Genomic DNA, 24,557 nt, shown 5'->3' with positions numbered 1-24,557 from the left:
AGACCGGTGGACGGGCCGGTGGGCCGCGGGGTCAGCGGGCGCGCGGCCCGAGGATCACGGGCATCGTCCTGGTGCTGTTGCCCAGGAGCGTGTCGATGGGCGGCAGCTCGTCCACGGGCGAGGCGAGCCTCATGTCCGGGAACGCCTCGAACAACGCCCGCAGCGCGATCTCGCCCTCCAGCCGGGCCAGCGGCGCCCCGAGGCAGAAGTGCGGCCCGTGCCCGAAGGCCAGGTGCGGCGCCTGCGGCCGGGTGAGGTCGAACCGGTGGGCGTCCGGGCCGTACTGGTCCGGGTCGCGCCCGGTGGCGGCGAAGCAGGCCAGCACCGGTTCGCCGGTGCCCAGGCGCACGCCGTCGATCTCGACGTCGCGTACGGCGTAGCGCATGGGGAAGTACGCGATCGGCGAGTCCCACCGCAGCGTCTCCTCCACGGCCGCGCTGTAGGGGCACTGCCCGGCACGCAGCAGGCCGAGCTGGTCGGGCCGGCTGAGCAGGGCGCCGATGGCGTTGGTGATGAGGTTGACGGTGGTGACGTGCCCGGCGATGAACAGCAGCTCGATGGTGGCGAACAGCTCGGCCTCCGACAGCCGCCCGCCGTCCTTCTCATGCAGTTCGAACAGGTCGGTGATGAGGTCCTCGCCGGGCGTGCCGCGGCGCTCCTCGATGACCCGGTCGAGCAGCTCGCGCAGCTCTTTGCGCAGCCCCGGCGAGTCCTCCAGGTCGCCGACCTGGGCGACGGCGTCGGTGAGGCGGTGCAGCTCGTCCTGGTGGGCGGGCGGGATGCCGATCAGCTCGGAGATGACCTCGCGCGGCAGCGGGTAGGCGAACTCCGGCCGCAGGTCCACGGGCTGGTCGGGCGGCTGCTCGGCGAGGTGGTCGATGAGCCTGGCGGTCAGCTCCTCGATGCGCGGGCGCAGGCCGTTGAGCCGGCGCTGCGAGAACGCGGCGGTCAGCGGCATCCGCAGCCGGCGGTGGCGCTCGCCCTCGGCGTTGAGCATGGACGTGTCGCTGACGATGCGGTCGATGGCCGTGCCGGGCGGCATGGCGTCCCGGCCGGTCCAGTGGTGCAGCTCCCTGGACAGGTCCGGGTGGGTCAGCACGCTCATCAGCGTGGCGTACCGGGTGGCGGCCCAGGCCGGTACGCCCTCCGCGGTGACCGGCACGAGCGGACCGGCCGCGCGCAGCCGGTCGTTGTCCCCGTGCAGGTCGTGGGTGGCCGGGTCGAGGACGAGACGGTCGTCATCGGTTGTATCGGGCATCTCGGTCATGAGGTCATCCCGTCCGTCGTGGGCTGACCGCCAGCGCGGTCACGTCCATGCCGGGGTCCCGGTCGAGGTAGAGGTCGCGGACCAGCTCCCCGGCGGCGGGCGCGTTGCACAGGCCGTGGCCGGAGAAGCCGGTGGCGTACAGGAAGGCCGGCGGGCCGGGCTGGTGGCCGATGAAGGCGGTCTTGTCGGGGCTGGCGTCGCGCAGCCCGGTGACGGCGGTGTGCAGCGCGACCCCGGCCAGGCTCGGGTACGTCTCGGCGAGCCGTACGGCCACCTCGCGCCGCCACGTCTCGCGGTCGGGGCCCGGGTAGCCCATGCCGATGAGCAGGCGGTCGCCGCGCATGCGGATCAGCAGGCCGCTGGCGGCGTGCAGGGTGACCGGGATGTCGGGCATGGTGGGCGGCAGCGGGTCGGTGGTGAGCAGTTCCTGCTCGATCGGCTCGGTGAGCGGCATGTCCACCCCGGCGCAGCGGACCAGCGAGGCGGACCAGGCGCCGGCGGCGCAGACGATGGCGTCGGCGGAGATCTCCCCGTCGGCGGTCTGGACGCGTCCGGCCTCCGGGTCGATGGCGGTCACCGGGCACCCGGTACGCAGCGCCGCCCCCGCCTGCTCGGCCGCCCGCGCGTAGGCGGTGACGATGGCCGTGGTGTCGGAGATGTAGGCGTCGGGCGAGTACGCGGCCGCCACCAGCGGCAGGTCGCCGATGAGCCGGTTGCGTTCCCTGGCCTCCTCGGCGCTGACCAGGGCGACGTCCACCCCGGCGGCGAGCTGGGCGGGCAGGTCGGCCTCGAAGGCGGCCACCTGCTCGGCCTCGGTGAACAGCACCAGGTAGCCCACCTGCCGCAGCGGCAGTTCGGTGCCGGGCCTGGTGGGGAAGGCGCGGTAGGCGTCGAGGCTGCGTACGGCCAGCGCGGAGCTGACCGGGTTCCCGGCGAAGTACGAGCGCACCACGTCGGCGGTGGCGCGGGAGGCGCCGGAGCCGAGCGTGCCGCGTTCCAGCAGGGTCACGTCGACGCCCGCCTCGGCCAGGTGGAAGGCGATGGACAGGCCGATGACGCCGCCCCCGATCACCACCACCCTGGAGCCGCTCGCGTTGGGGCCGGTCGTGCTGGGGCCGGTCATGGTGCGGCCGGTCGCCTTGCGGCGGGGCGTGTTGCGGCCGGTCATGCCGGGGCCGCCAATCTGCGCAGGTGCGCTCCCGCCTCCCAGGGGAACAGGTGCAGGTTCCAGCCGCCCAGGCAGTTGCAGTAGAGCGCCATGTGGGCCATGATCGCGATGAAGTCCTCGTGGCTGTCGAGCCGCTCCAGGCCCGACAGCAGCCGCTGGGTGAAGTCCCAGAGGCGGTCGAGGCCGCAGTAGCCGAGAAACTCAGCGGGCGTGTGGGCGAGCTGCCTGGTCATCTGGCGCAGCCACGGCATGGGCATGCCGTCGAGGGCGGCGCGCACGAGGCCGCCGTAGCAGCTGTAGCCGAGCGGGCGGGTCTCGCCGTTGACGAACAGCAGCGTGGTCAGCACCGTCTCGTAGCTGCCCGCGCCGGAGGGGATGCGGCCCTCGTGCAGGTCGAGCAGCTCCTGCGGCGGGGCGAGCCAGATGCGCTCGGTCTCGGCGTGCACCTCGGCCGCGAGCCGGTTGAGCTCGGGGTCGCCGATGGGCAGGCGGGGCAGGACGTGACCGCCGGGCTCGCCGGCGCGGCGCACCTCGGCGATGACGGGCTCCTTGGTGGTGTAGACCGAGTTCCACACCTCGCGGCCGGCCTCGGCCAGCGCGTCGAGGTCGTCCTCGACGACCTGGCCGATCGGGGTGGCGGTCATGGGCTCGGTCAGCTCGCCGTACTTGATGCCCAGGTGTTGCAGGCGCGAGCAGAACAGGGTGCCGTCGGGGACGGTGCGCCGGTCCACCTTGTACTCGGCGGGTGTGTGCAGCAGGGAGTGCACCGGGGCGAGGTGGTAGAGGTGATATCCGGCCACCAGGGCGTGCCCCTGGAGGCTGCGGTAGGGCAGCGCGTCCCACAGGCACTGGGCCAGGGCTTTGTTGCGCTGGTCGAGTTCGGCGGCCACGGTGATGCCGATGCCGGGCCAGGTGATTTCTACACGCTTGGATTCATTCACAGTACGTCACTCTAACGTCACAATTTGTGGCGATAGTGGGGAGGGTGGGGCTGTTTACCGGCACATGACCTCCGGCCGGGAGACGACCGCCCGCTCGCCGGGACGCCTCAGGCGGAGCGGGGCACGGCCTCGCCGGCCGGCGCTGTCAGGCCGGGCCCGCCGGCCCAGATCGACGAGCCGTCCACGTACGGGCGGATCAGCGCCGACAGTGTGGGGTCGGCCCGGCCGGCCAGCTCGTCGAGCGCGATCTTGCGGGCCACGCCCGCCATGACGTCGGCCACCTGCACCCGCTCGTCCAGCTCCGAGTCGACCAGCCGCAGGCCCGCCATGCGCCCGCCCAGGATCCGCCGCATCTGCGCCACCCGCTCGTCGGTCAGTGTCGTCTGCCGGTCGTGCACGACCGAGACGGGGCCGCCGCCCGCGCCCCAGTACGTGACCGCCTGGACGATGGCCGGGATGAGCGGGTCGAGCGCGGGGAAGACGTACGGGTCGGCCAGCAGCCGCTCGCGGAAGTCGGCCACCCGGGCGCGGGCCCGCCACAGCGACTCCATGATCTCGCCTGCCGCGCCACCGGCCCCGCGCAGCTCCTCGACCAGCCGGAACGTCTCCTCGACCGAGGTGGTGACGCCCTGGCCGTTCTTGGCCCGCAGCAGGTAGTTGAAGGAGTCGAGCAGGGCCGCCCACCGCTCGGCGCCGAAGGCCCCCGGCCCCTCCCGGTAGAGGACGGCCGCGGTGGCCGCGGCGTGCGGGTCGAGGCCGAGGCGGGGCGCGTGGTCGTCCTCCAGCAGGCCGGTGACCTTGCCGGCGACGTAGAACAGCTTGTCGGTCAGGAACACGCGCACCTTGCCGAGCACGGGACCCTCCGGGCCGAGCAGCCAGAGCAGCGCCGCCCGGTGCTTGCCGCGCAGCACGTGGCTCGCCCGGTATTCGGTGGCCGGGGTCGGCGCCCTCTCGCGCAGCTCCGCGACGCAGGCGGTCGCGGTCTCGGCGTCCATCAGCACGCTGGCGTGCGCGAAGACGTCGCTGTTGCCGCCGACGAGCTTCTCGCCCTCCGCGCCGGACTCGTCGCACGCGATCTCGAGGGTTTGCGACACGTTTGCGAATCTAGCCGGGGACCGGCCCGATCGCGAGGCAATTTCGGGCAGGCCACGGCAGGCGGGTGTTCAGTGCTCGGGGGCGGGCTCGGCGGGCGCGGTGGCGTGCAGGGTGGTACGCGCGGCCGGGCCGCGGGCCGGGAGGGTCATGGTGATCAGTGCCGCCACCAGCGCGGCGCCGCACCCGATGAGCATGCCGATGCGGAAACCGGCCTCCGACGGCAGCGCCTGCCCGCCGAAGTCGGTGGTGAGCTGCGAGAGCACGAGCCCGATCACCGCGGCCGACACGGTGGTGCCGATGGAGCGCATGAGGGTGTTGAAGCTGTTGGCCGCGCCGGTCTCGGAACGCGGCACGGCGCTCATGATGAGGGCGGGCATCGAGCCGTAGGCGAGTCCGACGCCGACGCTGCACACGCAGGTGATGATCAGCATCCCCCAGGTGGAGCCGAGCAGCACCAGGGACAGGCCGTAGCCGAGGGCCATGACCAGGCTGCCGACGATCAGCGTGACCTTGGGGCCGCGGGCGGCCGACAGCCGCGCGCCGATGGGGGAGACGATCATCATCATCAGGCCGGAGGGGGCCATCCAGAGCCCGGCGGCCAGCATCGACTGGCCCAGGCCGTACCCGGTGGCGCCGGGGAGCTGGAGGATCTGTATGACGATCAGCGACTGGGCGAACATCGAGAAGCCGACCACGATCGAGGCCACGTTCGTCAGCAGCACCTGAGGGCGGGCGGTGACGCGCAGGTCGACCAGCGGGTCGCGGACGCGCAGCTCCCACCACCCCCACGCGGGCAGGATGACCGCCGCGGCGCCCAGCAGCCCGAGCGTGACGCCGCTCGCCCAGCCCCAGTCGGCGCCCTTGGAGACGCCGAGCAGCAGGCACACCAGGCCCACGCCGAGTCCGAGCGCGCCGAGCACGTCGACCCGGCCCTTGGCGGCGGGCGGCGTGAACGGCACCAGCCGCCAGATGAACGCGGCCACCACGAGACCCAGCCCCGCCGCGACCCAGAACAGCACCCGCCAGCTCGCGTACTCGGCGACCGCGGCGGAGATGGGCAGGCCCAGCGCGCCGCCGATGCCCATGGACGAGCTCATCAGCGCGATGGACGGGCCGAGCCGGTCGGGCGGCAGCACGTCGCGCAGGGCGCTGATGCCCAGCGGGATCAGGCCCATGCCCATGCCCTGGAGCCCGCGTCCGACGACCATGGGGGCGAGCGATCCGGCGAGGGCGCAGACGACGCAGCCCACGATCAGGGGCACCGAGCAGACGAGCATCAGCCGGCGTTTGCCGTACAGGTCGCCGAGCCGTCCCATCACCGGGGTGGTGACGGCCGCGGCCAGCAGCGTGGCGGTGATGACCCACGAGGCGTTGGAGGCGGAGGTGCCCAGCATGGTCGGCAGCTCGCCGATCAGGGGCACCACCAGGGTCTGGGTGAGTGCGGCGACGATGCCGGCTACCGCCATTACGGTGACGATCCCGTTAGAACTTCCAAATCTGGACTTTTCCACTCGAATCCCCCCGTCTACTCTCTTAGTCATGAGCGGTGTGCACTCTACACATAATGTGTGACGTACATAGATTGTGGGGGTTACACAGTGTTGTGGGCGATATGCTGACGCGCACCGCATGTGGAGAAGGACCGTCATGGACAAGCCCACGCATCTGATCGAGTACGAGACCATGCTGCTCGGCCAGCACCGTCACCTCGACCGCAGCGCGTACATCCTGCTCAGCCGCATCCGGATGGAGGGCATGATGTCGATCGGCCAGCTCAGCGAGGCGTTCGGCCTCGACGTGTCCACGCTCAACCGGCACACCTCGGCGCTGCTGCGCTCCGGCCTGGCCGAGCGCATCGCCGATCCGGGCGGCGGCATCGCCCGCAAGTTCCGCCTGACCGAGGCGGGGGAGCGCTACCTCGACAGCGAGCGCGCCCGCAACATCAACGGCCTGGAGAAGGTGCTGGCCGGCTGGTCGGCCGACGACGTGGCGACCTTCGCCGCGTACCTCAAGCGCTTCAACACCGACATCGAACGCCTCGGCGGACGCCCCTGGCCGCGTCCCGAGCGCGGACCCCAGCAGGGCACCGGCGCGCGCGTCTAGCGAGGAGCCCAGGCGGGCACCTCAGGGCCGCCCGGAAATGCGGACGATGGTCTCGGCGCCGTCGTCCCAGCGCCACGGCACGTGGTGCCCGTGCAGGTGGACGCCGCCGATCCACCGGTCGATCCCGTTGAGCGTCACGTGGTCCGCCGCCCCGGCCAGCACCTGGGCTCCGGCCTCGGTCAGGCGCAGGCCGGTGCCGGGCCCGACCGGGGCGTCCGCCGGTTCCGCGCGCAGGAGCGGGACGGGGGCGCGGGCCATCCGCTGTGTCGTCGCGAAGCACCAGGTGTCGCCCAGGTACGGGCGCGTCTCGCGTCCGCCCGCGCGGACGAAGGCCGTCCCTGCGTCACCGGCCCCGTCGGCGACGGCCGCCAGGATCCGGCGTTCGGTGAGCGAGAGCCCGTCGCGGGTGGCCGGGTACTCGCGGCCGAGCCGGTCGAACGCCTCGCCCAGGAAGCGCAGCTCGCCCGAGCGGCTGTCCGCGACGGCACGCAGGCCGTCCGGGGCCGGTGCCCGGAACGCGGCCCACGCCCGGGTGGCCAGCCGCAGCGCGTCCGGGGTGAGCCGGGCGCGCGCGTTCGTGAAGGGCAGCTCGCGCAACTGCGCCGCGGAGAGCTGGCCTAGGCCGCCGAAGCGGGCGATGCCGGGGTGCTCGCCGACGCAGATCAACGTGACGCGCCCGGCGGGCACGCCCAGCTCGGCCAGGCGGGCCAGGATCTGGATGATCTGCAACTGGTCGTACAGATCGGCCTCGAACCACAGGACGTAGTCGCCGTCGCGGTTGGCCTCCAGCGTACGGTCCCGCTCGGCGAACACGGCGGCGATCCGCGCGTGGTCGTCCGCGCTCGCCCCGGCCAGGAAGGCGGCCCTGGTCTGGCGCAGCTCCTCGACTCCCACCGCGGGCACCGGCCCCTCGTGCAGGACGTCCCGCCAGTAGAGGACGCGCGGCGCGAGCCCGGTGCCGGGCAGGTCGGTGGCGTCGCCGTTGCTCACGTGCAGGGCGGCGGTCGGCCATGCGCCGCCGGAGGGCGCGTTGCCCGGCAGCCCGGCCAGGAGGTGGCCGCGCGCGGTGGCGTACGACTCGCCGGTCTCGGCCATGCGGGCGCCCACGCGTCGGTTGAAGTCGGCGTGCTCGGTCATCGTCATCTCCCGTGGCATTGCCCGCGGACCCCGGCGACCGGCCCACTGTACCCGTCAGGCCGGGCGCCGGGCGGCCCGCCCGTTTCCCGTCGGCCGGGAGTCAGCCGGTCATCGGAGGCTCTCGTCGCGACGGACGCTCCACACGGCGGCCCCGGCCCCCAGGACGAGGATGCCGGCCAGCCAGAGGATGCCCTGGAGCGGCAGAGCGTCGACGACGGTGCCACCGGCCAGAGCGCCGAGACCGATCGACAGGTTGAACACCGCCACCCACAGCGCGGACGCCTCCTCGACCGCCTGCGGCGCCGCCTTGATCATCCACGTCTGGAGGCTCGTGGAGACCCCGCCGTACACCAGGCCCCAGACCACGAGCAGCGTCACCCCGCCCGCGGCGGTGAGCCCCGCCACGGGATAGAGCAGCACGGTCACCCCCAGGGCGGCGGTGATCGCGAGCACCGTACGGTGGAGCCGCTTCGCCACGGCGGCACCGGCGGCGAAGTTCCCCACCATGCCCGCCACCCCGAACCCGAACAGCAGCGGCCCGACGAACCGCTCGTCGATCCCGGACAGGTCCCGCAGCACGGGACCGATGAACGTGTAGGCCGTGAAATGCCCGGTCACGATCAGGAAGGTCGCTACGATGCCGACCCTGACGCCCCGGTCGCGGAGCTGGTCGCCCAGCCGCCGCAGGGCGACGGGCCGCGCCGCGGCCAACGGCGGCAGCACCGCCAGCAGCGCGACCAGCACCACCAGCGCGAGGGCGCTCAGCGCGCCGAACGCGATCCGCCAGCTCGCCAGCCCGCCGATCACGGTGCCGAGGGGGACGCCGAAGACGTTCGCGGCGCCCACGCCGCCGAAGATGATCGCGGTCGCCCGCGGCACGTGCGCGGCCCGGACGAGCCGGACGGCCAGCCCGCCGGCGATCGCCCAGAACCCGCCGATCGCCACCCCGACCAGCACGCGGGAGATGATCAGGAGCGGGTAGTCCGGGGCCAGGGCGGAGGCCAGGTTGGCCAGCGTCATGAGCCCCATCAGGGCGACGAGCAGGAGCCTGCGATTCATCCTGCCGACCAGCACCGGCACGACCGGCGCCGCGACGGCGGCGACGATGCTGGGGACCGTGACCATCAGCCCCGCCGCGCCCTCGGACACCGACAGCGCCGATCCGACGGGGGTGAGCAGCCCGATGGGCAGTTGCTCGGCCGTCACCAGCAGAAATGTGCCGAAGGCCACGGCGGACACCGCGATCCAATGATCCTTCGCCGGGGCGTCCCGCCCGGTCGTCGTGGGGTCCGTTGCCGTCACGTCGGTTCTCCTTCTGAGTCATTCGGGAGCGATCGCTCCCTTATGACGGCACACCCTAATACGGGAGCGAACGCTCCACAACGCTGGTAGGGTGGGGACCATGGCACGGCCCAGGGAGTTCGACGAGCACGACGTGATCGCCAAGGCGACCCGCCTGTTCTGGCGGCGCGGCTACAACGCCACGTCCGTCCGCGACCTGGGCGCCGAGCTGAGCCTCAAGCAGAGCAGCCTGTACCGGGCGTTCAACGACAAGCGCACCCTGTTCCTGCGGACGCTGGACCACTACCGGGCGACCGAGTCCGCTCAGGCCGAAGAACTGCTCAGCGCCCCCGGCCCCAGCCTCGACATCCTGCGGGAGTGGCTGATCTGGATGGTCGGCCACGACTCCGGCCTCGGCTGCTTCGTGGTCAACACGGCCACCGAGCTCGGCACCAGCGACCCCGAGGTCCGGCAGCAGACCGAGGCCGCATTCGACGTCACCAGGAAGACCCTGGCGTCGCTGCTGCGCCGCGGCGTCCGCGACGGTGACCTGCCCGCCGCCCTCGACGTCGACGCCGCGGTGGAGTTGCTGTTCACGACGGTGCTCGGACTACGCGTACGCGAGCGCGCCGGGCACGACCCCCGGCGCCTCGCCACGGCGATCGACTTCACCGTCAACGCGCTCAAGACGCTCACGACGTCCGCGACCTGACTCGCCACACCCGCCCGTACCGCGGGCCCGCCGGAGAACTGGCCGACGGGCCGGCGAGGCGGTGGAGCTGCATCACCCACCAAGGCGAGCGTGACGCGGCCCGCCTCGAGTTCGCCCGGATCTGGGCGGACATCGACGGCGGGCAGGGTGACCCGCTGCACATCTGCGTCCTCGCCTACGCGATGGCCGACGTGCAGGACGACGTGCGAGAAGAGCTGACCTGGGACCTGCGGGCCCTGGCCGCCGCCGATCTGGTGACCGATGAGCGGGTGGCGCGGGCCGGGGTGACGCTCTCCGTTAAGTGCTGGAAGGGGTGCCGCCCTCGGGGGCCTTGCCACCGTGCGTCGCACGCGATACGGGCCTCGCCGGGCCGCGTATCGGCCGCGAGGCGAACGCTCGTCGGCTCGCGTACGGCCTGAGGCGTATCCGGCGCGGGGCACGGGGTCGGGATATGCGGGTATCTGGTGCTATTGGGCGATGGAAGAGCGATGATGTCAGCGTGAACAAGGGCGGGTCGCGGTGGCGGACGCTGGTGGCCGGGGCGGGTTTGGCCGCGCTGGCCGTACTGGTCTTCGCCGTGCTCCGGGCCCTCGATCCGGCGGAGCAGGTCAACATCGCCGACCTGGCGGCCGTCCTGCTGGCCTCCGTCGCGACCGTCGCGCTGGTGATCACCTGGGCCAATGGCACACCCCAGCAGGAGCAGGAACAGGAACGGGAAGGGCGGCCCCCGCCTCCCGTGGCCGCGCCGCCCGACCCCTTACTCGTGGCGGCGGACCCGACGACCGCGCCCCCTCCGGGCCGGCGGCGTCACATGGCGGTGGTGGTGGCCCTGGTGCTGGTGGCGGGTGCCGGTGTCTACTGGTTCACCTGGAACGATCCACCGGCCATCGTACGCGTCGCCGAGTTCCGAACCGCGGCGACCCAAACGGCGATCGACCCCGGCGGAACGTTCCTGCTCACCGTCGGCAGCAGCGACGTCACCACGTGGTCCCTTCCCGGCAGGAAGGCCGTGCCGCCGGTGCTGAAGCGCGAGTACACCACCGACTTCCTCGCGCTCAGCCCGGACGGGAAGACACTCGCCCTCGACGGCTACCCCGCCGACGAGGAGGGCGAGTCGTACTCCGTGGACCTCTGGGGCACGGCGGTTCGCCAGCCGGTCGGCGGCCCGCTGCTCACCGCGAGCCTCGACGACGAGGACGCCGTCATCCACTTCGAGTCCGCCGACGCCGGGGCCATCAGCCCGGACGGTCGTACGCTGGCCGTCGGCAGCTCCAGCGGGGTGCTGTCCTTCTGGGACCTGATGACGGACAGCCGGATCGGGGACCCGATCGTGGTGCACGAGGACGACGGCATCGAGGCCATCGCGTTCAGTCCCGACGGCAGGACGCTCGCCACCGGCGGCTTCCACGACGTCATCATCCTGTGGGACGTGGCGAGCAGGAGCCGGATCGGGGACCCGCTCCAGGACAGCACCATGGTCAACTCGGTGTCGTTCAGCGCCGACGGAAAGCTGCTGGCCACCGGCAACCTGGACGGGGTGGGCCGCCTGTGGGACGTGGCGACCAGGGAACGCGTCGGATCTCCGCTGGCGGACGCCTACTCGGTACGCTTCCACCCCACCGACGCGAAGATCCTGGCGACCGCGGGCCGCCACGGGAAGCCTCAGGCGTGGCGGCTGTGGAACACGAAGACCTGGAAGTCCGTCTCCCACCCCATCCCCGGGGCCGGCTCCTCCCTGTCGTTCACCTCCGACGGCACGACCCTGGCCATCGGCGGCGACCAGTACGCCACGGTCTGGAGCATCCCGGGCATCCCTGACGAACTCGCCCCCTGACCGGCCAGGCGCCGTACCGGCGAATGCGACGGCCCGCTCCCGGAATACCGGTGCTTACCTCACTGAGGGGTCGCCGAGCGGCGCGCTGCCGTCGACGAGGTCGCACGGCGCCACGGGGCCGTCGGAGACGCGCGCCCAGATCCCCGCCACGACGCCACCCGCCTCGGGGCTGTCGTTCACGGCGAACTCCAGCACGCCGGTCTGGCCCGGCTTGATCTGCGCCGGGTCGATCTGGAAACCGGGCGTCTCGACGGTGGGCGGGAAGACGGCGAGGGGAGCCTGTTCCTTGGACAGCCAGTTCGAGCCGCGCGGCCGGTTGGCGCACTGCTTGCCCGCGGGCAGGAAGTCGACGACGATGTCGTAGCCCATGTTCCGGAGCTCGTCCTCGAGTGCTTCGGGGTCCTTGGTCTCGTTGATGGTGATGGTCACGGTGCCGTCGGGGTTCTTGGCCACGGCGTGTGCGGGGGTGCCGCCGAGCAGCAGCGGGAGGGCCACCGCGGCTGCGGCGGCCAGGCCAAGGGCGGGAGCCAGCACCGCCGGGCGCAGCAGCCCGCGACGCCGCCTGGCGGGGGTGGGCTCGTCGTGGATCGCGGTCATGATGAACTCCTTGAGCAGGTGGTGACGGTCCTCAGGAAGGTCCCGTCCTTCGGGGAAGATGTTCATGGGTGCTCCGTGATGGACCGGACCGCGGTGCCGCGGTCACTTCTCCCTGTCGCGGGGGTCAAGGCGAGTTCCAGCTTCTTGCGGGCCCGAAACAGCCGCGAGCGCACGGTGCCGATCGGGACGCCGAGCGCCTCGGCCGCCTCGGCGTAGTCGAGCCCGGCCCCGGCGCACAGCAGCAGCACGTCCCGCTCGGGTTCGCGCAACCGTCCGATCGCCGCGCGCACCTCCTCCAGCCGCTGCGCGTCGGCGATCCGCCCGACCACCTCGTCGGCGAAATCCGGGACGGGGTCGGCCCGGGGCATCTTGGCCAGGGCGTCCTGGTGCCGCCGCCTGGCTCGTCGCAGGTTGCGGCCCACGTTGGTGGCCACTCCCAGCAGCCAGGGGCGCAGCGAGCCGCCGTCCGGGTCGAGCCGTTCCCGTAACCGCCACACCTCCAGGAACGTCAGCGACACCACGTCCTCGGCGGCCGACCAGTCGCCGACCAGCCAGTAGGCGTGGTTGTAGACGCTCGTGGCGTACTGGTCGAACAGCTCGCCCAGGGCCTGTTGATCGCCGTCCCGTATGCGGGCACGTATCTTCACATCCACAAGAACTACTGTCGCGGGGACGCGGGCGAGTTCCCCGTCAGCATCCGGCGGGGCTGGAGCCGACCCGCCCGGTCAGCAGGCGAGCCGGTGGGCCGTCACTCCGCCATCCCGGTCAGGAGGTGGTCGAGGGCGGCCTTGACGCGGTCGGGGGTCGCCCTGCCGGCGCGGAGGCGGTGGGCCAGGAGGGGCGCGGCCAGCGGGGCCAGCAGGGCGTCGGCCAGGCAGTAGGCGTCCGTGCCGGGCTCGGCCTGCTCGATCAGCCGCACCAGGTGGGCATGGTAGAGATCGTAGGCCCCGCCGAACCTGGCCAGCGGGCTCGCGGTCTCCGCCATGAGCAGCAGGTCGAGCTGCGCCACGGTGCGGTCGACCAGGGCGTGCAGGAACGCCCGGATGCGGGCGGGGGCCGGAGCTCCCGGGCCCAGCGGGGGCGGGCCTTCGATGAACGACGCCTGGAACTCCCGTTCGCGTTCGTCGATCAGCGCGTACGCCAGCCCCGACCGGTCGCCGAATCGGCGGTACAGCGTGCCGACGCCCACGCCCGCCGCGGCGGCGACGTCCGCCATCGCCAGCGCCTCCACGCCACGGGCCAGCACGATCTCGCCGGCCGCCGCGAGGATCTTGGCCCGGTTGCGGGCGGCGTCCGCTCGTTCGGGCCTCGGGCTCATGATCGTCTCCTTCGCCACCGGACCAGCCTACGGAACTCCGCCCCGGCTTCCTGTCGGCGCCACGCTTGCCATCCGGAATTGATTCCGGTTAACGTATAACCGGAATCAATTCCGGTAAACGCCTACTTGGAGGCACCGCATGGGACGCAATCTCGCCGGTGGGAGCGGCCCCGACAGCACCGGGGCACCCATCACCGCCGACGCCGGTGCGACGGCATGAGCGCCATGGCCTGGCCACTGCTCATCGTGGCCGCCCTGCTGGAGATCGTCTGGGCCACGGCGCTGGAGCGCTCCGACGGCTTCACCCGCCTGTGGCCGTCGGTCGTGGGGGTGGCGGCCGCCGTACTGAGCTTCGTCCTGCTCTCCTACGCCCTGCGCACCCTGCCGGTGGGGACCGCCTACGCCGTCTGGGTCGGGATCGGCGCGCTGGGCGTGGCGATCGTCGGAATCCTCGCCCTGGGCGAAAGCGCCTCACCGCTCCGGCTGGCCTGTCTCGGCCTGATCCTCGCCGGCGTCGTCGGGCTCAGGCTGCTGACCGAGTGAGCGGTTTTCGTCCCGCGCCCTTCTCGCGGGACCCGATCGCGGTCAGGAGGCCAGGGACCTCGCCGGTCACCCGGCCCGCCCTGCCCCCGACCTGCTGACCATGGACTGATCGCCCTTCGGCTGTCTTCGCCGCCGACGACACCCTCGCGGCGGCTGCAACTGATCCCACGCGGTTGCCGGGTGAGGGCCTCGGGTGCGTTCAGTAACCGCGTTGCCAGTCGACGAGGCCGCGCAGCGGTGTTCCGGTCCGGTAGCGGCGGAGATTGTCGGCGAAGACGGTGATCGTGGTGCGATTCTCGTCGGCTGATCCACCGGCGGTGTGCTGGGTCAGCAGCAGGTTCGGACATTTCCAGAGTGGGTTGTCCGGTGGCAGTGGCTCCTGCGCGGTGACATCGAGGACGGCGCCGCCGAGTCGGCCCGCCCGCAGGGCGTCGATCAGGGCGTCCTCGTCGATGAGGCTGCCCCGCCCGGCGTTGAGGAGGAGGGCTCCGGTCTTCATCAGCGAAAGGCGGCGGCGGTCGAGGAGGTGGCGGGTCTGATCGGTGCCCGGCAGGACGGCGCACACGATGTCGGCGTCCGGCAGCACTCGGTCCAGGTCGTTGATGGTGATGTCGCCGGAGTGTCGGCCGACCGTCATCACCTCACAGCCGAATGGCGTCAGCAACTCCGCCAGGCGGCGGCCGATGGATCCGGTGCCGAGGATGAGCGCCCGCTGTCCGGTCAGGGTGCGCAGTTGCGGGCGGAGGGCGTCGCGGTTCCACAGCGCGGATCGTTGCCAGGCGGCCAGACGGTCGAGGCCGCGGTAGTGCGCGAGGATGCCTGCCAGGCAGGTCTGCGCTACCGGGTTGGCGAAAGTGCCCGGGAGGTTGGTGCAGCGGACTTCGGGGCGCCGGGCCAGATGGCCGTAGCCGTCCAGTCCGGTCGAGGCCAGTTGCAGCCAACGTAGTGTGGTGCTTGCGTCGATCCAGTCCGGGGGACAGTTTCCGAGCGCGATTTCCGCCGCGGCGAAGGCATCGCGGTCATGGACGGTGAGGCTGCCGGGGTGTGCGATGTGCACCTGCTCGCCGGGGGTGGCGGCGTGGAGGGCCGCGATGTCCGGCTCGGCCAGCGCCAGATGGACGTAGATGCTCACCGTCGTTCACCGATCCTGTCCCGAATCTCGGTGTAGTGGTCTTCGAGGGTCCTTCTGGCGCGTTCGATGTCACGGTCGAGAACCGCGCGGTAGATCGCCTCGTGGTCGGCGCAGATCTCGGCGGGGGCGCGTTCGTGGATGTCCGGACGTGTGGCGAGGGCTTCGTGCAGGGCGACCCAGAACGCGTCGAGCACCTTGAGGAGGACCCGGTTCCCCGCGTCCTCGAACAGAGTGTGGTGGAACGCCCGGTCCTGCTGGATGACGTCACGTCCGCGCCGGGCCTGCTCACGCATGTCGTCGACAACGCGGCGGAGGCGATCCCTGGTGGCCTCGGTCATGTCCGTGATCGCACGTTCGATCAGGCCGGTCTCCAGTACGCGCCGGATCTCCAGCAGTTCCGACAGTTCGTCAAGATCGAACAGCAGGCTGTAGGGCAGGGTCTCGGCCAGCGCCGACAGGGAGAAGGGCGTCACGTAGACGCCGCTTCCTCGCCGTGTCTCCAAGATCCCCAGGGACATCAACGCCTTGACAGCCTCCCGCACCGAGTTCCGGCTGATGCCGAGTTGCTGCGCCAGGTCTCCCTCGGACGGCATGGCGTCTCCAGGGCGCAGCCGGTTGTCGATGATGTAGCCGCGCAACGCCTCTTGTACCGACTCGTGGATCGTCGACGGCTTGGCCAGCCGCGCAAGCGGCGTTCTTGGCTGCCGGGCTGGACTGTCCTGCATGAAACCCCCTAACTTGTAGGATAACCGGTAGGAGAATAGCACCGCGTCGCGTGATCAGCGAGAGGCGGGGAAAGCAGGCCAGCCATGCCCACGATCGCCGCCGTCCGGCCCGTGTTGCTCAGCGCTCCGTACGCGGGGCCGGACAACGTCGAGGTCACCCGGCACTTGCCCACCGGGTGGCGGACCACCGGTCTGGTGGAGATCGCGCTCTCCGACGGGTCCGTCGGCCTGGGGGAGGCGTACCTCGCCGTGTTCGCTCCGATGGTGTTCGTCGAGACGGTCAAGCTCATCGAGCCGTACCTGCTCGGTGCCGACGCACTCGACGTGGCCGCCCGCTACCGCGACGCGTGCGAGGCCACCGGCTACTGGAGTCTGTCCGGGGCCGCCCGGCATGTCGTGGGAGCGATCGAAACGGCCCTCTGGGACGCCAAGGGCATCCACCTCGGGGTGCCGACATATGAGCTACTGGGGGGAAATCCCGCGCCGGCCATCGCGCTGTACGGCAGCGGCGGCGACAGCGCGACCACCAGGGGCATGGAGGCCGAACTCGCCACGGTCGCCGACGCGGGCCTCGACCTCATCAAGATTCGCGCCCGTCACCACGAAGCCGAAAAGGTCGTCTCCACCGTCGACCTCGCGCAGAAGAGGGGGATCAAGGTGGCCGTGGACATGTGCCAGAACCTCGCTGTACCCGGCGGATCGGCCGCCGACGCGCTCGACTTCCTCTCCCGGGTGGCAGTCCCGCTGGCATTTCTGGAAGAACCACTCGGCCTCGGCAGGACCGATGAGTACCCGTGGCTGCGCGAGCGCAGCGCGGTGCCGATCGCCGGCGGCGAGATCATCACCAGGCCGGAAGAGCTGAACCACCGAGTCCGCGCCGGCTACTACGACCTCGTGCAACCCGACGCCACCGTCATCGGCGGAATCGGCGCGGTGCTGGAGGTCTTCGAGGCGACCTCCGCCCACGACACGACAACCGTCGTGCACTGCTGGGGGAGCGCGGTCGGCATGGCCGCGAACTACCACGCGGCGCTCGCCCGCGGTGGCGTCCTCGCGGAATGGCCGCTGCCCCGCTACCCGCTCCGCACCGACCTGCTGATCGAACCGTTCCGGATCAAGGACGGCGAACTCGCCGCACCAACCACCCCGGGACTGGGCGTGCGTCTCACCGACGACATCGAACGACGCTACCCGTTCCGACCCGACGCGGTGTACAGATGCCTCGTACGTTGACCGTATGGCGAGGTACGACGGATCCTGGCCGGCGAAGATGACCGACCAGAATCGCGGGAACACCAGGACGCGAACCCCGGGCCGGGCGCCGGTCCTGCGCCAGGAATTTCTCTCGGACGCGGGCTGTTCAGAAAACTGACTGTTTAACTTTCAACAGATCTGGAGGGGTCATGCCAGCCATCACCGCCGACACCCTGACGCTGCCCCGCGTCGTCCTGACCGATCCCGCCGCGGCCGTCCAGCGCCCCGTCCGGTCGGTGACCACCGCGCCCAGCGGCTTCGAGGGCGAGGGCTTCCCCGTACGGCGTGCCTTCGCCGGGGTCTCCGCCGCCGACCTGGACCCCTTCATCCACATGGACCAGATGGGCGAGGTCGAGTACGCGCCAGGCGAGCCCAAGGGCACCCCCTGGCACCCGCACCGCGGCTTCGAGACCGTCACCTACATCATCGACGGCGTCTTCGACCACGAGGACTCCAACGGCGGCGGCGGCACGATCACCGACGGCGACACCCAGTGGATGACCGCCGGCTCGGGCCTGCTGCACATCGAGAAGCCCCCGGAGCACCTGGTGGTCTCGGGCGGGCTGTTCCACGGCGTGCAACTGTGGGTCAACCTGCCCCGGGCGCACAAGTTCCACCCGCCGCGCTACCAGGACATCCGCGGTCGCCAGGCGGCGCTGCTCGCCTCCGCCGACGGCGGCGCGCTGCTCCGGGTGATCGCCGGTGAGCTGGACGGCCACCAGGGGCCGGGGATCACGTTCACCCCGATCACGCTGGTGCACGCCACGGTCAGCCCCGGCGCGACCCTGGAGCTGCCGTGGAACCCGGCGTACAACGCCCTCGCCTACGTACTGGCCGGTCAGGGCACGGTCGGCACCGGGCACGCCCCGATCCGCAAGGGTCAACTGGCCGCCTTCGGGCCCGGCGGCGCCCTCACGGTGGCCGCCGACCGGCGCCAGCCGCAGGCCGAGCCGAACCTGGAGGTGCTGCTGCTCGGCGGGCAGCCGATCCGCGAGCCCGTCGTCCACTACGGCCCGTTCGTGATGAACAACCGCGCCGAGATCCTCCAGGCGATGGAGGACTACCAGGCGGGCCGCCTGGGCGTCGTCCCCGCCGCCCGGATGCCGCACACCGGCGGGCAGGAGCAGTCGGGCTGAACGACGCAGCCCCTGGCGGGCGGCCCCGAGGTTGGGGGCCGCCCGCCTCCGGCCGGGGTCACGCCTGCGGCGCCGTCCAGATGCGGCTGCGCAGGTCCATGCCGCGGATCACCTGGATGCGCCACGGGTCGAGGCGAAGGACATGGAGCTTGGGGTCGGCCGGCGATCGCCAGAAGTTGCCCAGCTCGTACCCGGCGCCGCGCGGGCTGGTACGGCGGTAGAGGTCCCATACGTGGCGCTTCACCTCCACGTCCTCGACCCAGGTGGCCACGGCCTCGATGGCGACCGAGTTGTTGCCCGGTTTCCAGTAGGAGAAGGACGTGTGCGGGTTGCCCGCCAGGTGGGCCGCCTTGACGGGCGTCTTGTAGGTGGCCAGCCAGCCGAGCGGCCGCCCGTCCACCTTCTCCCAGATGGGGATGAGGACGCGGGTCCGAGGGCGGTTGCCGGCGTCGATGGTGACCATGGTGGCGTAGACCGTGGTGCCGATGAAGGCGTTGAACTCGCTCTCGAGCTCCGCGAACGACGTCATCGGGCTGCCCTCTTCCGCAGGCCGAAGGCGCTGACGACGGCGGCCAGGACCGCGGCGGCGATGGGTACGGCCAGCGCCGCGCGGTAGCCGCCGAGCAGGTCGGCCGTGGTGCCGCCGGCCGTGGTGGCGACGATGACCGCAGTGCTGGCGGCCAGCCCGAGCGCGGCGCCGAACTGGAAGGACGTGTACAGCAGCCCACCTGCCACGCCCTGCTCGCTCTCGTCCACGCCGTCGGTGGCGACGATGGTCAGCGGCCCGTACGCGAGCGCGAACGCCAGCCCCAGGACGATCATCGTGGGGAACATGGCGAGGTAGACGGTGTCCAGCCCGATCGGTAGGAACAACACGTACGACAGCAGGGCCAGGACCAGCCCCACCACGATGACCTTGGCGTTGCCGAAGCGGTTGACCAGCCGGGGGGTGAGCGTCGGGGCGAGGATGGCGTCCGCGCCGATGGCGAGCATGGCCAGGCTGGTCTCCAGCGAGCTCCAGCCACGCAGCTCCTGCAGGTAGAGCACCGCGATGAACTGGAAGCTGAAGAAGGCGCCGGCGAACAGCAGGCCGGCCAGGTTCGCCCGTACCAGCGGTGCGGAGCGCAGCATGCCCAGGCGCAGCAGGGGAGCGGCGGACCTGCGCTCGATCACGACGAAGAGCACGATGAGGACGACTCCGGCCGCGAGGGTCCCGACGGTCCACGCGGCGCTCGCGTGGGCGGCCCGTTCGACGCCGAGCACCAGCAGCATGATGGCGGCGGTGATGGTGACCGCGCCGAGCACGTCCACGCGCCGGTCGCTGGAACGTTCCGCGGGAGCGGCGGGGATCAGCGGCACGGCCAGGACGAGGATGACCAGGGCCAGCACGGCGGGCGCGAAGAGCACCAGCCGCCAGTCCACGACGGCCAGCAGGCCACCGAGCACCAGCCCGAGCGAGAAGCCGCCGGCCGCGGTGCCGGAGTAGACCAGGAGCGCCTGGTTGCGCTGCGGCCCTTCTGGGAAGCTGGTGGTGATGATCGAAAGCCCGGCCGGGGTCATGACCGCCGAGGCGACGCCCGCCACGAAACGGGCGGCGATGAGCATCCAGCCCTCGGTGGCGAACCCGCCCAGGGCGGAGACGACGAGGAAGACCCCGAGCCAGATCAGGAACATCCGGCGGCGGCCGAACAGGTCGGCGGCCCGGCCTCCGACCAGCATGAACCCGCCGTAGCCCAGGACGTAGGCGCTGATCACCCACTGCAGTTCGCCGGTGGACAGGCCGAGGTCGCTTCGGATGGCGGGCAGCGCCACGTTGAGCATGGCGACGTTGATGCCCTCAAGGAAGATCGCCCCGCACAGGACGAACAACATTCCCCAGGAGCGGGGCGTCAGTCGCAGCGACGAGGAGGGGGATTGAACGGTATCGGTCACAGGAATCTCTCCCATGGTTCTGTTTGGTAACAAAGGAATCTTGCGTCACCATGGGGAGCTATGGAAGACGGCACTTCAAAGGCACTCGGTTACTGCACGGGAACCGAGGATGACCAGGCCAGACAGTGGGACGTCCGAGCCGACTGCGACGTACGGCAGATCCTCGACAGGGTCGCCGACAAGTGGTCGCTGCTGGTGATCGCCCTCCTCGACCGCAGGAAGATGCGGTTCACCCAACTCCGCCGCGCGGTCGACGGCGTCAGCCAGCGGATGCTCACGGTCACACTGCGCCACCTGGAGCGGGACGGGCTCGTCCGGCGGACCGTCTACCCGGTGGTGCCGCCCCGCGTGGAGTACGAGCTGACCCCGCTCGGCATCTCGCTGCACGAGGTGATCACGTCGCTGGTGATCTGGACCGAGGAGCACCAGCAGGAGATCTCCGCCGCCCGCTCCGACTACGACGAGAAGGCCGCGTCGGAAGAGCACGAACTCCAGCCCGCGGTCGGCTGACGCCCGATCCGGACGCTGGTGGGGGCGTGGCGCCGCCCCGCGCCGCGACGAGGAATGCCGCCCGCCCGGTGGGCAGGCGGCGTTCCGCTCGGCTACGGCGTCAGCAGCGCGGAGCCACGGCGTCGATCTTGCCGCCGAAGTCGTTGTCGTACACCCGGCGGTAGTCGCCGTTGCGCACGATGCGGGTCTCCTTGCGGTCGGGTACGTGGATCCAGTTGATGAAGCACCCGTCGGCGTGGGCCTGGAAGGAGCCCACGTTGTCGTGCAGCGCCGGCGGCACGTCCACGTAGCCGTTGCCCGGGTTCCAGCACCAGTGCGCCCCCGAGTAGTTGCGCCCGCTCCACAGGCAGATGTCGCCGGCCCTCGCCTGCGCGGTGGCGGGCGGGGTGGTGCAGGCGAGCGTGACGAGCGCGATCGCGCCGGCGAGCGCGGCGGCCCTGGTCCTGTGTGTCGTTCTGTTCATTGCCGTCCTCCTGATGGTGTTGGCGGGGCCGCGTTCCGGTCCCGTCACAGCATGTAGTCAGGCGTGCGCGTTCTGCATCTGTCTGGAGCGATGCAAGATCTGACGCGGGGTCGTCAACATCTGACGTACTGGTCAGGCCCTCGCGCCTCGCGCCCGCCGCCCCGGCGGATCGTGATATTCACCTGGAACGCGACATCGTTCTCTGTGGCGTGGTCCGATGTTGGTGCGGCGGGTGAAGCATTCGCGTGTCATCATGCTGAATCCGCTAGGAGTAACCATGCGCCGGTGGCGCTCAGTTCTGATCAGTATCCTGGCCGTCCCTCTCCTGGTCGCCGGGCTGACCGCCCCGGCCGCCGCCGCGGAATATCGCAAGATCAACGGTGCCAAGTCGGTCGTCAGCGGCAACAACGGCGTGTGGTGGACCGTCAAGAGCGGCAGGTGCACCTTCCAGGCCAAGATGTTGATCCACGCGGGTGGCGTCGGCGTCGGCGGCGGCAGGGAGTCCGACCTCTGGCTGCTCGGCCAGTTGATGAGCGGCTACCCGACGGTCGGCGGCAAGCCGAACTGCCAGGTCAACTTCCACGGCAACCTGTACAACTGGACCACGAACTCCTTCCACAGCCTGAACGTCACCAGAAGCCATTTCGACGGCCACAAGGCGTCCGACTACGACATCCTGCTCGCCTGGGACCTGGGCGACTACATCAAATACAAGGGATGGACCATCCAGAGCCTGGAGGTCAGCGTGTCCGACCACAGCACGAAGAACTGGGACACGATGCACTTCTTCCGGCCGTACGACACCCGCATGTGCTCGCCGAACGGCAGCAAGCCGCGCTGGGACTGCGGCTACTACCTCGTCGGCGCCGAGCCCTGATCCGCCCGCGCCATGACGGGCACCGGAGGTCCGCTCCCGGCCACCACCGGCACGCGGTCAGGGAAGGTGCGGCCCGCAGGGCGCGCGTGAGGGCGGCGTTGATCTAATACCTCGCGTGCAGTTGAATGATCGGATGCAGGCAGGGCGGGTGGTCTCCCCGGTTCTCGTGGGACGGGAGAGGGAGCTCGCGCGGCTGGCCGCGCTCGTCGCGACGGCCCCCGCCCTGGCCGTGATCGAGGGCGAGGCCGGCATCGGCAAGTCGCGCCTGGTGGCCGAGGCGCTCGGCGACTCCGCGGCGGCGGGCCTGCGGGTGCTCGGCGGGGCCTGCGTGCAGATCAGGGAGCCGTTCCCGCTGGGGCCGATCGTCGAGGCGCTGCGGGGACGCGCGCCCGACCTGGCGGGGGCGGACCTGTCGCCGGTCGCCGGAGACCTGCGCGAGCTGCTGCCCGAGCTGGCCGCCGTGCTGCCGGAGACGCCGCCGCCGCTGGACGACCGGGCGGCCGAGCGGCACCGGGTCTTCCGCGGGCTCGTCGAGGTGCTGGCCGCGCTCGGCCCGGCCGTCCTGGTCGTCGAGGACCTGCACTGGGCCGACGGGCAGACGGTCGAGTTCCTGACCTATCTGATGTCCGTGCTGCCGGGCACGCTCCGGGTGGTGCTGACGTACCGGGGGGAGGAGGCGCCCGCCGCGGTACGCGCGATCACCGCGCGCACCTCCGACGCGATCAGCGGCGAACACCTGCTGCTGCCGCCCCTCGACCCCGCCCAGACCCGGGTCATGGCCTCGGCGATCCTCGGGGCCGACGAGGTGACGGCCGAGTTCGCCGAGCACCTGTGCGTCAGGGCGTCCGGGCTGCCGCTGGCCGTGCAGGAGCTGCTCGCGCTGCTGCGCGCCCGCGGGACGCTCATCAGGTGGGAGGGCGGCTGGGCGCGGCGGGCGCTCGACGAGCTGGACGTGCCGAGCGGGGTACGCGTCTCGGTGCAGGAACGGGTCGCCAGGCTCTCCGGCGGGGCCAGGGAGGTGGCGGAACGGGCCGCCGTCCTCCAGGTGCCGGTGCCCGTCGGCCTGCTGGCCGCGGGCGACACCGAGGCGTTCGACGAGCTGCTCGGCTCGGGGCTGCTCGCCGAGAGCGACGGCCTGGTGGGGTTCCGGCACGTGCTGGCCGCGCAGGCGGTCCACGAGGCCATCCCGCTCGGCCGCCGCCAGGCGCTGCACGCCGACGCCGCGGACACCGTACGGAGGCTGCGGCCGGTGCCGCTCGGACGTCTCGCGCACCACCTGCGCCAGGCCGGCCGGGCCGGGCAGTGGGCGGAGGCCGCCGTCGAGGCGGCCGACCAGGCCGTCCGTCTGGGCGACGACGCCGAGGCCGCGCGCCTGCTGGAGGACGTGCTGCGGCACACCGACCCGCCCCCGGCCCGGCGGGCGGAGCTGACGGTGAAGCTCGGCTGGGCGGCGCTCGAACTGCTGCACCTCCCGCCCGTCGCCGACCTCATCGACGCCGCGCTGGAGCAGGACGTGCCCCGCCCCCTCCGCGGCACGCTCCGCTTCCTGCTCGCCCTGATCCTGGAACGAACACGCACCGACGGCGCCCTCTCCTGGGCCCCCTTCGCCCAGGCCGTCGACGACCTGGTCGACCAGCCTGGACTGGCCGCCTGGGCCATGGTCGGAGTGGGCCGCCCGGCCGGCGGGCTGCCGCTCGACGAGGGCAGGTCGTGGCTGGAGCGGGCGCTCGCCACCCTGCCCGCCGTCGCCGACCCCGCCATGCGGATGCTGGTGCTCGGCAAGATCGCGATGATCTTCGTGGAGGTCGGCGATCCGCGCTGGGCCGAGCTGGTTGACGACCTGCGGCGGGAGACCGGCGGGCGCGGACTGCTGCGCCGCGAGGTGAACGCCTACCGTTCCATCGGAGGCGCGGCCCTGTTCAGCGGCCACCACCGCGAAGGCCGCCGCCTGCTGACCGCGGCGATCGAGGACGGCGCCGAGCCCGACCTGCGAGGGCGGCTCGAACTCCGCTGCCTGGTGAACCTGGCCGCCGCCGACTACGTCGCGGGCTCGTGGGACGGGCTGGCCGCGCGACTGGGGGAGCTGCGCGACCACTTCGGCGACGAACCGCACGAACGCAACCTGGTGGACATCGTCACCGCCTGCCTGTCCGCGGTCCAGGGGCGCCAGGAGGCCGCGCTCTCACCGCTGCTCGACGCGATCGCCGTGGCGCATACGCGCGGGCAGTTCGACGATCTCGTCCTTCCGCTGACCATGCTGCTCAGGCTGGCCGCCGCCCGGGGCGAGCCGGAGCCGGTGATCGCGACGGCCGCCGAGGCGGCGCACCACTGGGAGGCGGGCGGCCTGTGGCCGGTGTCCGTCCGTACGCTGCCCGCGCTGACCGAGGCGCTGCTGGCGGCGGGCCGTGCGGCGGAGGCCGCGGACGTGGTCGCGCAGCACGCCTCCCGGCTGGCCGGGCTGGACGCGCCGCTGGCCGTACCGGCTCTGGCCCACGCCCGCGCCCTGCTGGCCGACGCCGGAGCACGCTGGGC

Annotated in this window: 24 protein-coding genes; 9 read left to right on the top strand and 15 right to left on the bottom strand. The window is 71.8% G+C overall.

Translation table 11 applies throughout. The annotated features are described in order from the left end of the window. Positions 1–31 precede the first annotated feature (31 nt). The 5 genes from ABD844_RS06490 to ABD844_RS06470 form a co-directional block, all read right to left on the bottom strand. Positions 32–1,267, bottom strand: coding sequence for a cytochrome P450 family protein (locus tag ABD844_RS06490; protein ID WP_344873967.1), 1,236 nt, complete (start codon positions 1,265–1,267; stop codon positions 32–34). A 4-nt stretch (positions 1,268–1,271) separates the two neighbouring features. Continuing rightward, entirely contained in the window at positions 1,272–2,435 is a 1,164-nt protein-coding gene (locus tag ABD844_RS06485) for an NAD(P)/FAD-dependent oxidoreductase (protein ID WP_344873965.1), read from the bottom strand. Continuing rightward, positions 2,432–3,376 (bottom strand): cucumopine synthase-related protein, encoded by a 945-nt coding sequence (locus tag ABD844_RS06480; RefSeq protein ID WP_344873963.1) that lies wholly within the window; start codon positions 3,374–3,376, stop codon positions 2,432–2,434. The genes ABD844_RS06485 and ABD844_RS06480 overlap by 4 nt, the downstream gene beginning before the upstream one ends. A 107-nt stretch (positions 3,377–3,483) precedes the next feature. Beyond that, the gene (locus ABD844_RS06475) at positions 3,484–4,470 is read right to left on the bottom strand and encodes a hypothetical protein (protein ID WP_344873961.1); all 987 of its coding nucleotides are present in this window, start codon (positions 4,468–4,470) and stop codon (positions 3,484–3,486) included. Positions 4,471–4,539: 69 nt separating this feature from the next. After that, positions 4,540–5,937: an MFS transporter gene (locus ABD844_RS06470; RefSeq protein ID WP_344873959.1), complete on the bottom strand. Its 1,398-nt coding sequence runs from the start codon at positions 5,935–5,937 to the stop codon at positions 4,540–4,542. A 181-nt stretch (positions 5,938–6,118) separates the two neighbouring features. Here ABD844_RS06470 and ABD844_RS06465 point away from each other — a divergent pair, with 181 nt between their 5' ends. Next, positions 6,119–6,574: a MarR family winged helix-turn-helix transcriptional regulator gene (locus ABD844_RS06465; RefSeq protein WP_344873957.1), complete on the top strand. Its 456-nt coding sequence runs from the start codon at positions 6,119–6,121 to the stop codon at positions 6,572–6,574. A 21-nt stretch (positions 6,575–6,595) separates the two neighbouring features. Here ABD844_RS06465 and ABD844_RS06460 read toward each other — a convergent pair whose 3' ends face one another. Next, positions 6,596–7,711: a hypothetical protein gene (locus ABD844_RS06460; RefSeq protein ID WP_344873955.1), complete on the bottom strand. Its 1,116-nt coding sequence runs from the start codon at positions 7,709–7,711 to the stop codon at positions 6,596–6,598. Between the two features lie 108 nt (positions 7,712–7,819). Further along, positions 7,820–9,013, bottom strand: coding sequence for an MFS transporter (locus ABD844_RS06455; protein ID WP_344873954.1), 1,194 nt, complete (start codon positions 9,011–9,013; stop codon positions 7,820–7,822). 100 nt (positions 9,014–9,113) lie between these two features. Between ABD844_RS06455 and ABD844_RS06450 the strand changes: the two genes are divergently transcribed. Together ABD844_RS06450 and ABD844_RS06445 are read left to right on the top strand one after the other, a co-directional pair. Continuing rightward, positions 9,114–9,704 (top strand): TetR/AcrR family transcriptional regulator, encoded by a 591-nt coding sequence (locus ABD844_RS06450; RefSeq protein WP_344873952.1) that lies wholly within the window; start codon positions 9,114–9,116, stop codon positions 9,702–9,704. 499 nt (positions 9,705–10,203) lie between these two features. Next, positions 10,204–11,538 carry a WD40 repeat domain-containing protein gene (locus ABD844_RS06445; RefSeq protein WP_344873951.1) on the top strand — a complete coding sequence of 445 codons (1,335 nt, stop codon included), beginning with the start codon at positions 10,204–10,206 and terminating at the stop codon, positions 11,536–11,538. A 54-nt stretch (positions 11,539–11,592) separates the two neighbouring features. On the opposite strand, the gene ABD844_RS06440 is transcribed toward ABD844_RS06445, so the two are convergent. The 3 genes from ABD844_RS06440 to ABD844_RS06430 form a co-directional block, all read right to left on the bottom strand. Next, positions 11,593–12,201: a hypothetical protein gene (locus ABD844_RS06440; RefSeq protein WP_344873949.1), complete on the bottom strand. Its 609-nt coding sequence runs from the start codon at positions 12,199–12,201 to the stop codon at positions 11,593–11,595. Beyond that, a complete protein-coding gene (locus tag ABD844_RS06435) occupies positions 12,198–12,788 on the bottom strand; it encodes an RNA polymerase sigma factor (protein ID WP_344873947.1) in 591 nt (196 codons plus the stop codon). The genes ABD844_RS06440 and ABD844_RS06435 overlap by 4 nt, the downstream gene beginning before the upstream one ends. 95 nt (positions 12,789–12,883) lie before the next feature. Continuing rightward, on the bottom strand, positions 12,884–13,453 hold the full coding sequence (locus ABD844_RS06430; protein WP_344873945.1) for a TetR family transcriptional regulator: 570 nt from the start codon (positions 13,451–13,453) through the stop codon (positions 12,884–12,886). 216 nt (positions 13,454–13,669) lie between these two features. Between ABD844_RS06430 and sugE the strand changes: the two genes are divergently transcribed. Then, positions 13,670–13,996 (top strand): quaternary ammonium compound efflux SMR transporter SugE, encoded by a 327-nt coding sequence (gene sugE / locus ABD844_RS06425; protein WP_486348537.1) that lies wholly within the window; start codon positions 13,670–13,672, stop codon positions 13,994–13,996. Positions 13,997–14,195: 199 nt separating this feature from the next. Here the strand turns inward: sugE and ABD844_RS06420 are convergent, their stop codons facing one another. After that, positions 14,196–15,128 carry a D-2-hydroxyacid dehydrogenase gene (locus ABD844_RS06420; protein ID WP_344873941.1) on the bottom strand — a complete coding sequence of 311 codons (933 nt, stop codon included), beginning with the start codon at positions 15,126–15,128 and terminating at the stop codon, positions 14,196–14,198. After that, the gene (locus ABD844_RS06415) at positions 15,125–15,853 is read right to left on the bottom strand and encodes a FadR/GntR family transcriptional regulator (RefSeq protein ID WP_344873939.1); all 729 of its coding nucleotides are present in this window, start codon (positions 15,851–15,853) and stop codon (positions 15,125–15,127) included. Before ABD844_RS06415 ends, ABD844_RS06420 begins: the two co-directional genes overlap by 4 nt. Positions 15,854–15,937: 84 nt before the next feature. Here ABD844_RS06415 and ABD844_RS06410 point away from each other — a divergent pair, with 84 nt between their 5' ends. Continuing rightward, positions 15,938–17,086: a mandelate racemase/muconate lactonizing enzyme family protein gene (locus ABD844_RS06410; protein ID WP_344873937.1), complete on the top strand. Its 1,149-nt coding sequence runs from the start codon at positions 15,938–15,940 to the stop codon at positions 17,084–17,086. 170 nt (positions 17,087–17,256) lie between these two features. Then, positions 17,257–18,243 carry a pirin family protein gene (locus ABD844_RS06405; RefSeq protein ID WP_344873935.1) on the top strand — a complete coding sequence of 329 codons (987 nt, stop codon included), beginning with the start codon at positions 17,257–17,259 and terminating at the stop codon, positions 18,241–18,243. 58 nt (positions 18,244–18,301) lie between these two features. Here ABD844_RS06405 and ABD844_RS06400 read toward each other — a convergent pair whose 3' ends face one another. Both ABD844_RS06400 and ABD844_RS06395 read right to left on the bottom strand, forming a co-directional pair. After that, on the bottom strand, positions 18,302–18,772 hold the full coding sequence (locus ABD844_RS06400; RefSeq protein ID WP_344873933.1) for a pyridoxamine 5'-phosphate oxidase family protein: 471 nt from the start codon (positions 18,770–18,772) through the stop codon (positions 18,302–18,304). Then, positions 18,769–20,190, bottom strand: coding sequence for an MFS transporter (locus tag ABD844_RS06395; RefSeq protein WP_344873931.1), 1,422 nt, complete (start codon positions 20,188–20,190; stop codon positions 18,769–18,771). Before ABD844_RS06395 ends, ABD844_RS06400 begins: the two co-directional genes overlap by 4 nt. 45 nt (positions 20,191–20,235) lie before the next feature. Between ABD844_RS06395 and ABD844_RS06390 the strand changes: the two genes are divergently transcribed. Continuing rightward, positions 20,236–20,685, top strand: a complete 450-nt coding sequence (locus tag ABD844_RS06390) for a winged helix-turn-helix transcriptional regulator (RefSeq protein WP_344873929.1) — start codon at positions 20,236–20,238, stop codon at positions 20,683–20,685. A 100-nt stretch (positions 20,686–20,785) separates the two neighbouring features. On the opposite strand, the gene ABD844_RS06385 is transcribed toward ABD844_RS06390, so the two are convergent. Beyond that, positions 20,786–21,148 carry a peptidase inhibitor family I36 protein gene (locus ABD844_RS06385; RefSeq protein ID WP_344873927.1) on the bottom strand — a complete coding sequence of 121 codons (363 nt, stop codon included), beginning with the start codon at positions 21,146–21,148 and terminating at the stop codon, positions 20,786–20,788. 277 nt (positions 21,149–21,425) lie between these two features. Here ABD844_RS06385 and ABD844_RS06380 point away from each other — a divergent pair, with 277 nt between their 5' ends. Beyond that, a complete protein-coding gene (locus ABD844_RS06380) occupies positions 21,426–22,025 on the top strand; it encodes a hypothetical protein (protein WP_344873925.1) in 600 nt (199 codons plus the stop codon). A gap of 115 nt (positions 22,026–22,140) precedes the next feature. Continuing rightward, on the top strand, positions 22,141–24,557 hold a 2,417-nt coding region (locus tag ABD844_RS06375), incomplete at its 3' end, for an ATP-binding protein (protein WP_344873923.1).

It is taken from the genome of Nonomuraea antimicrobica (assembly GCF_039536965.1).
In the GTDB taxonomy this organism is placed as follows: Bacteria; Actinomycetota; Actinomycetes; order Streptosporangiales; family Streptosporangiaceae; genus Nonomuraea; species Nonomuraea antimicrobica.
The sequence above is the reverse complement of the archived record's forward strand: the minus strand, read 5'-3'. Positions and strand labels throughout refer to the sequence as shown.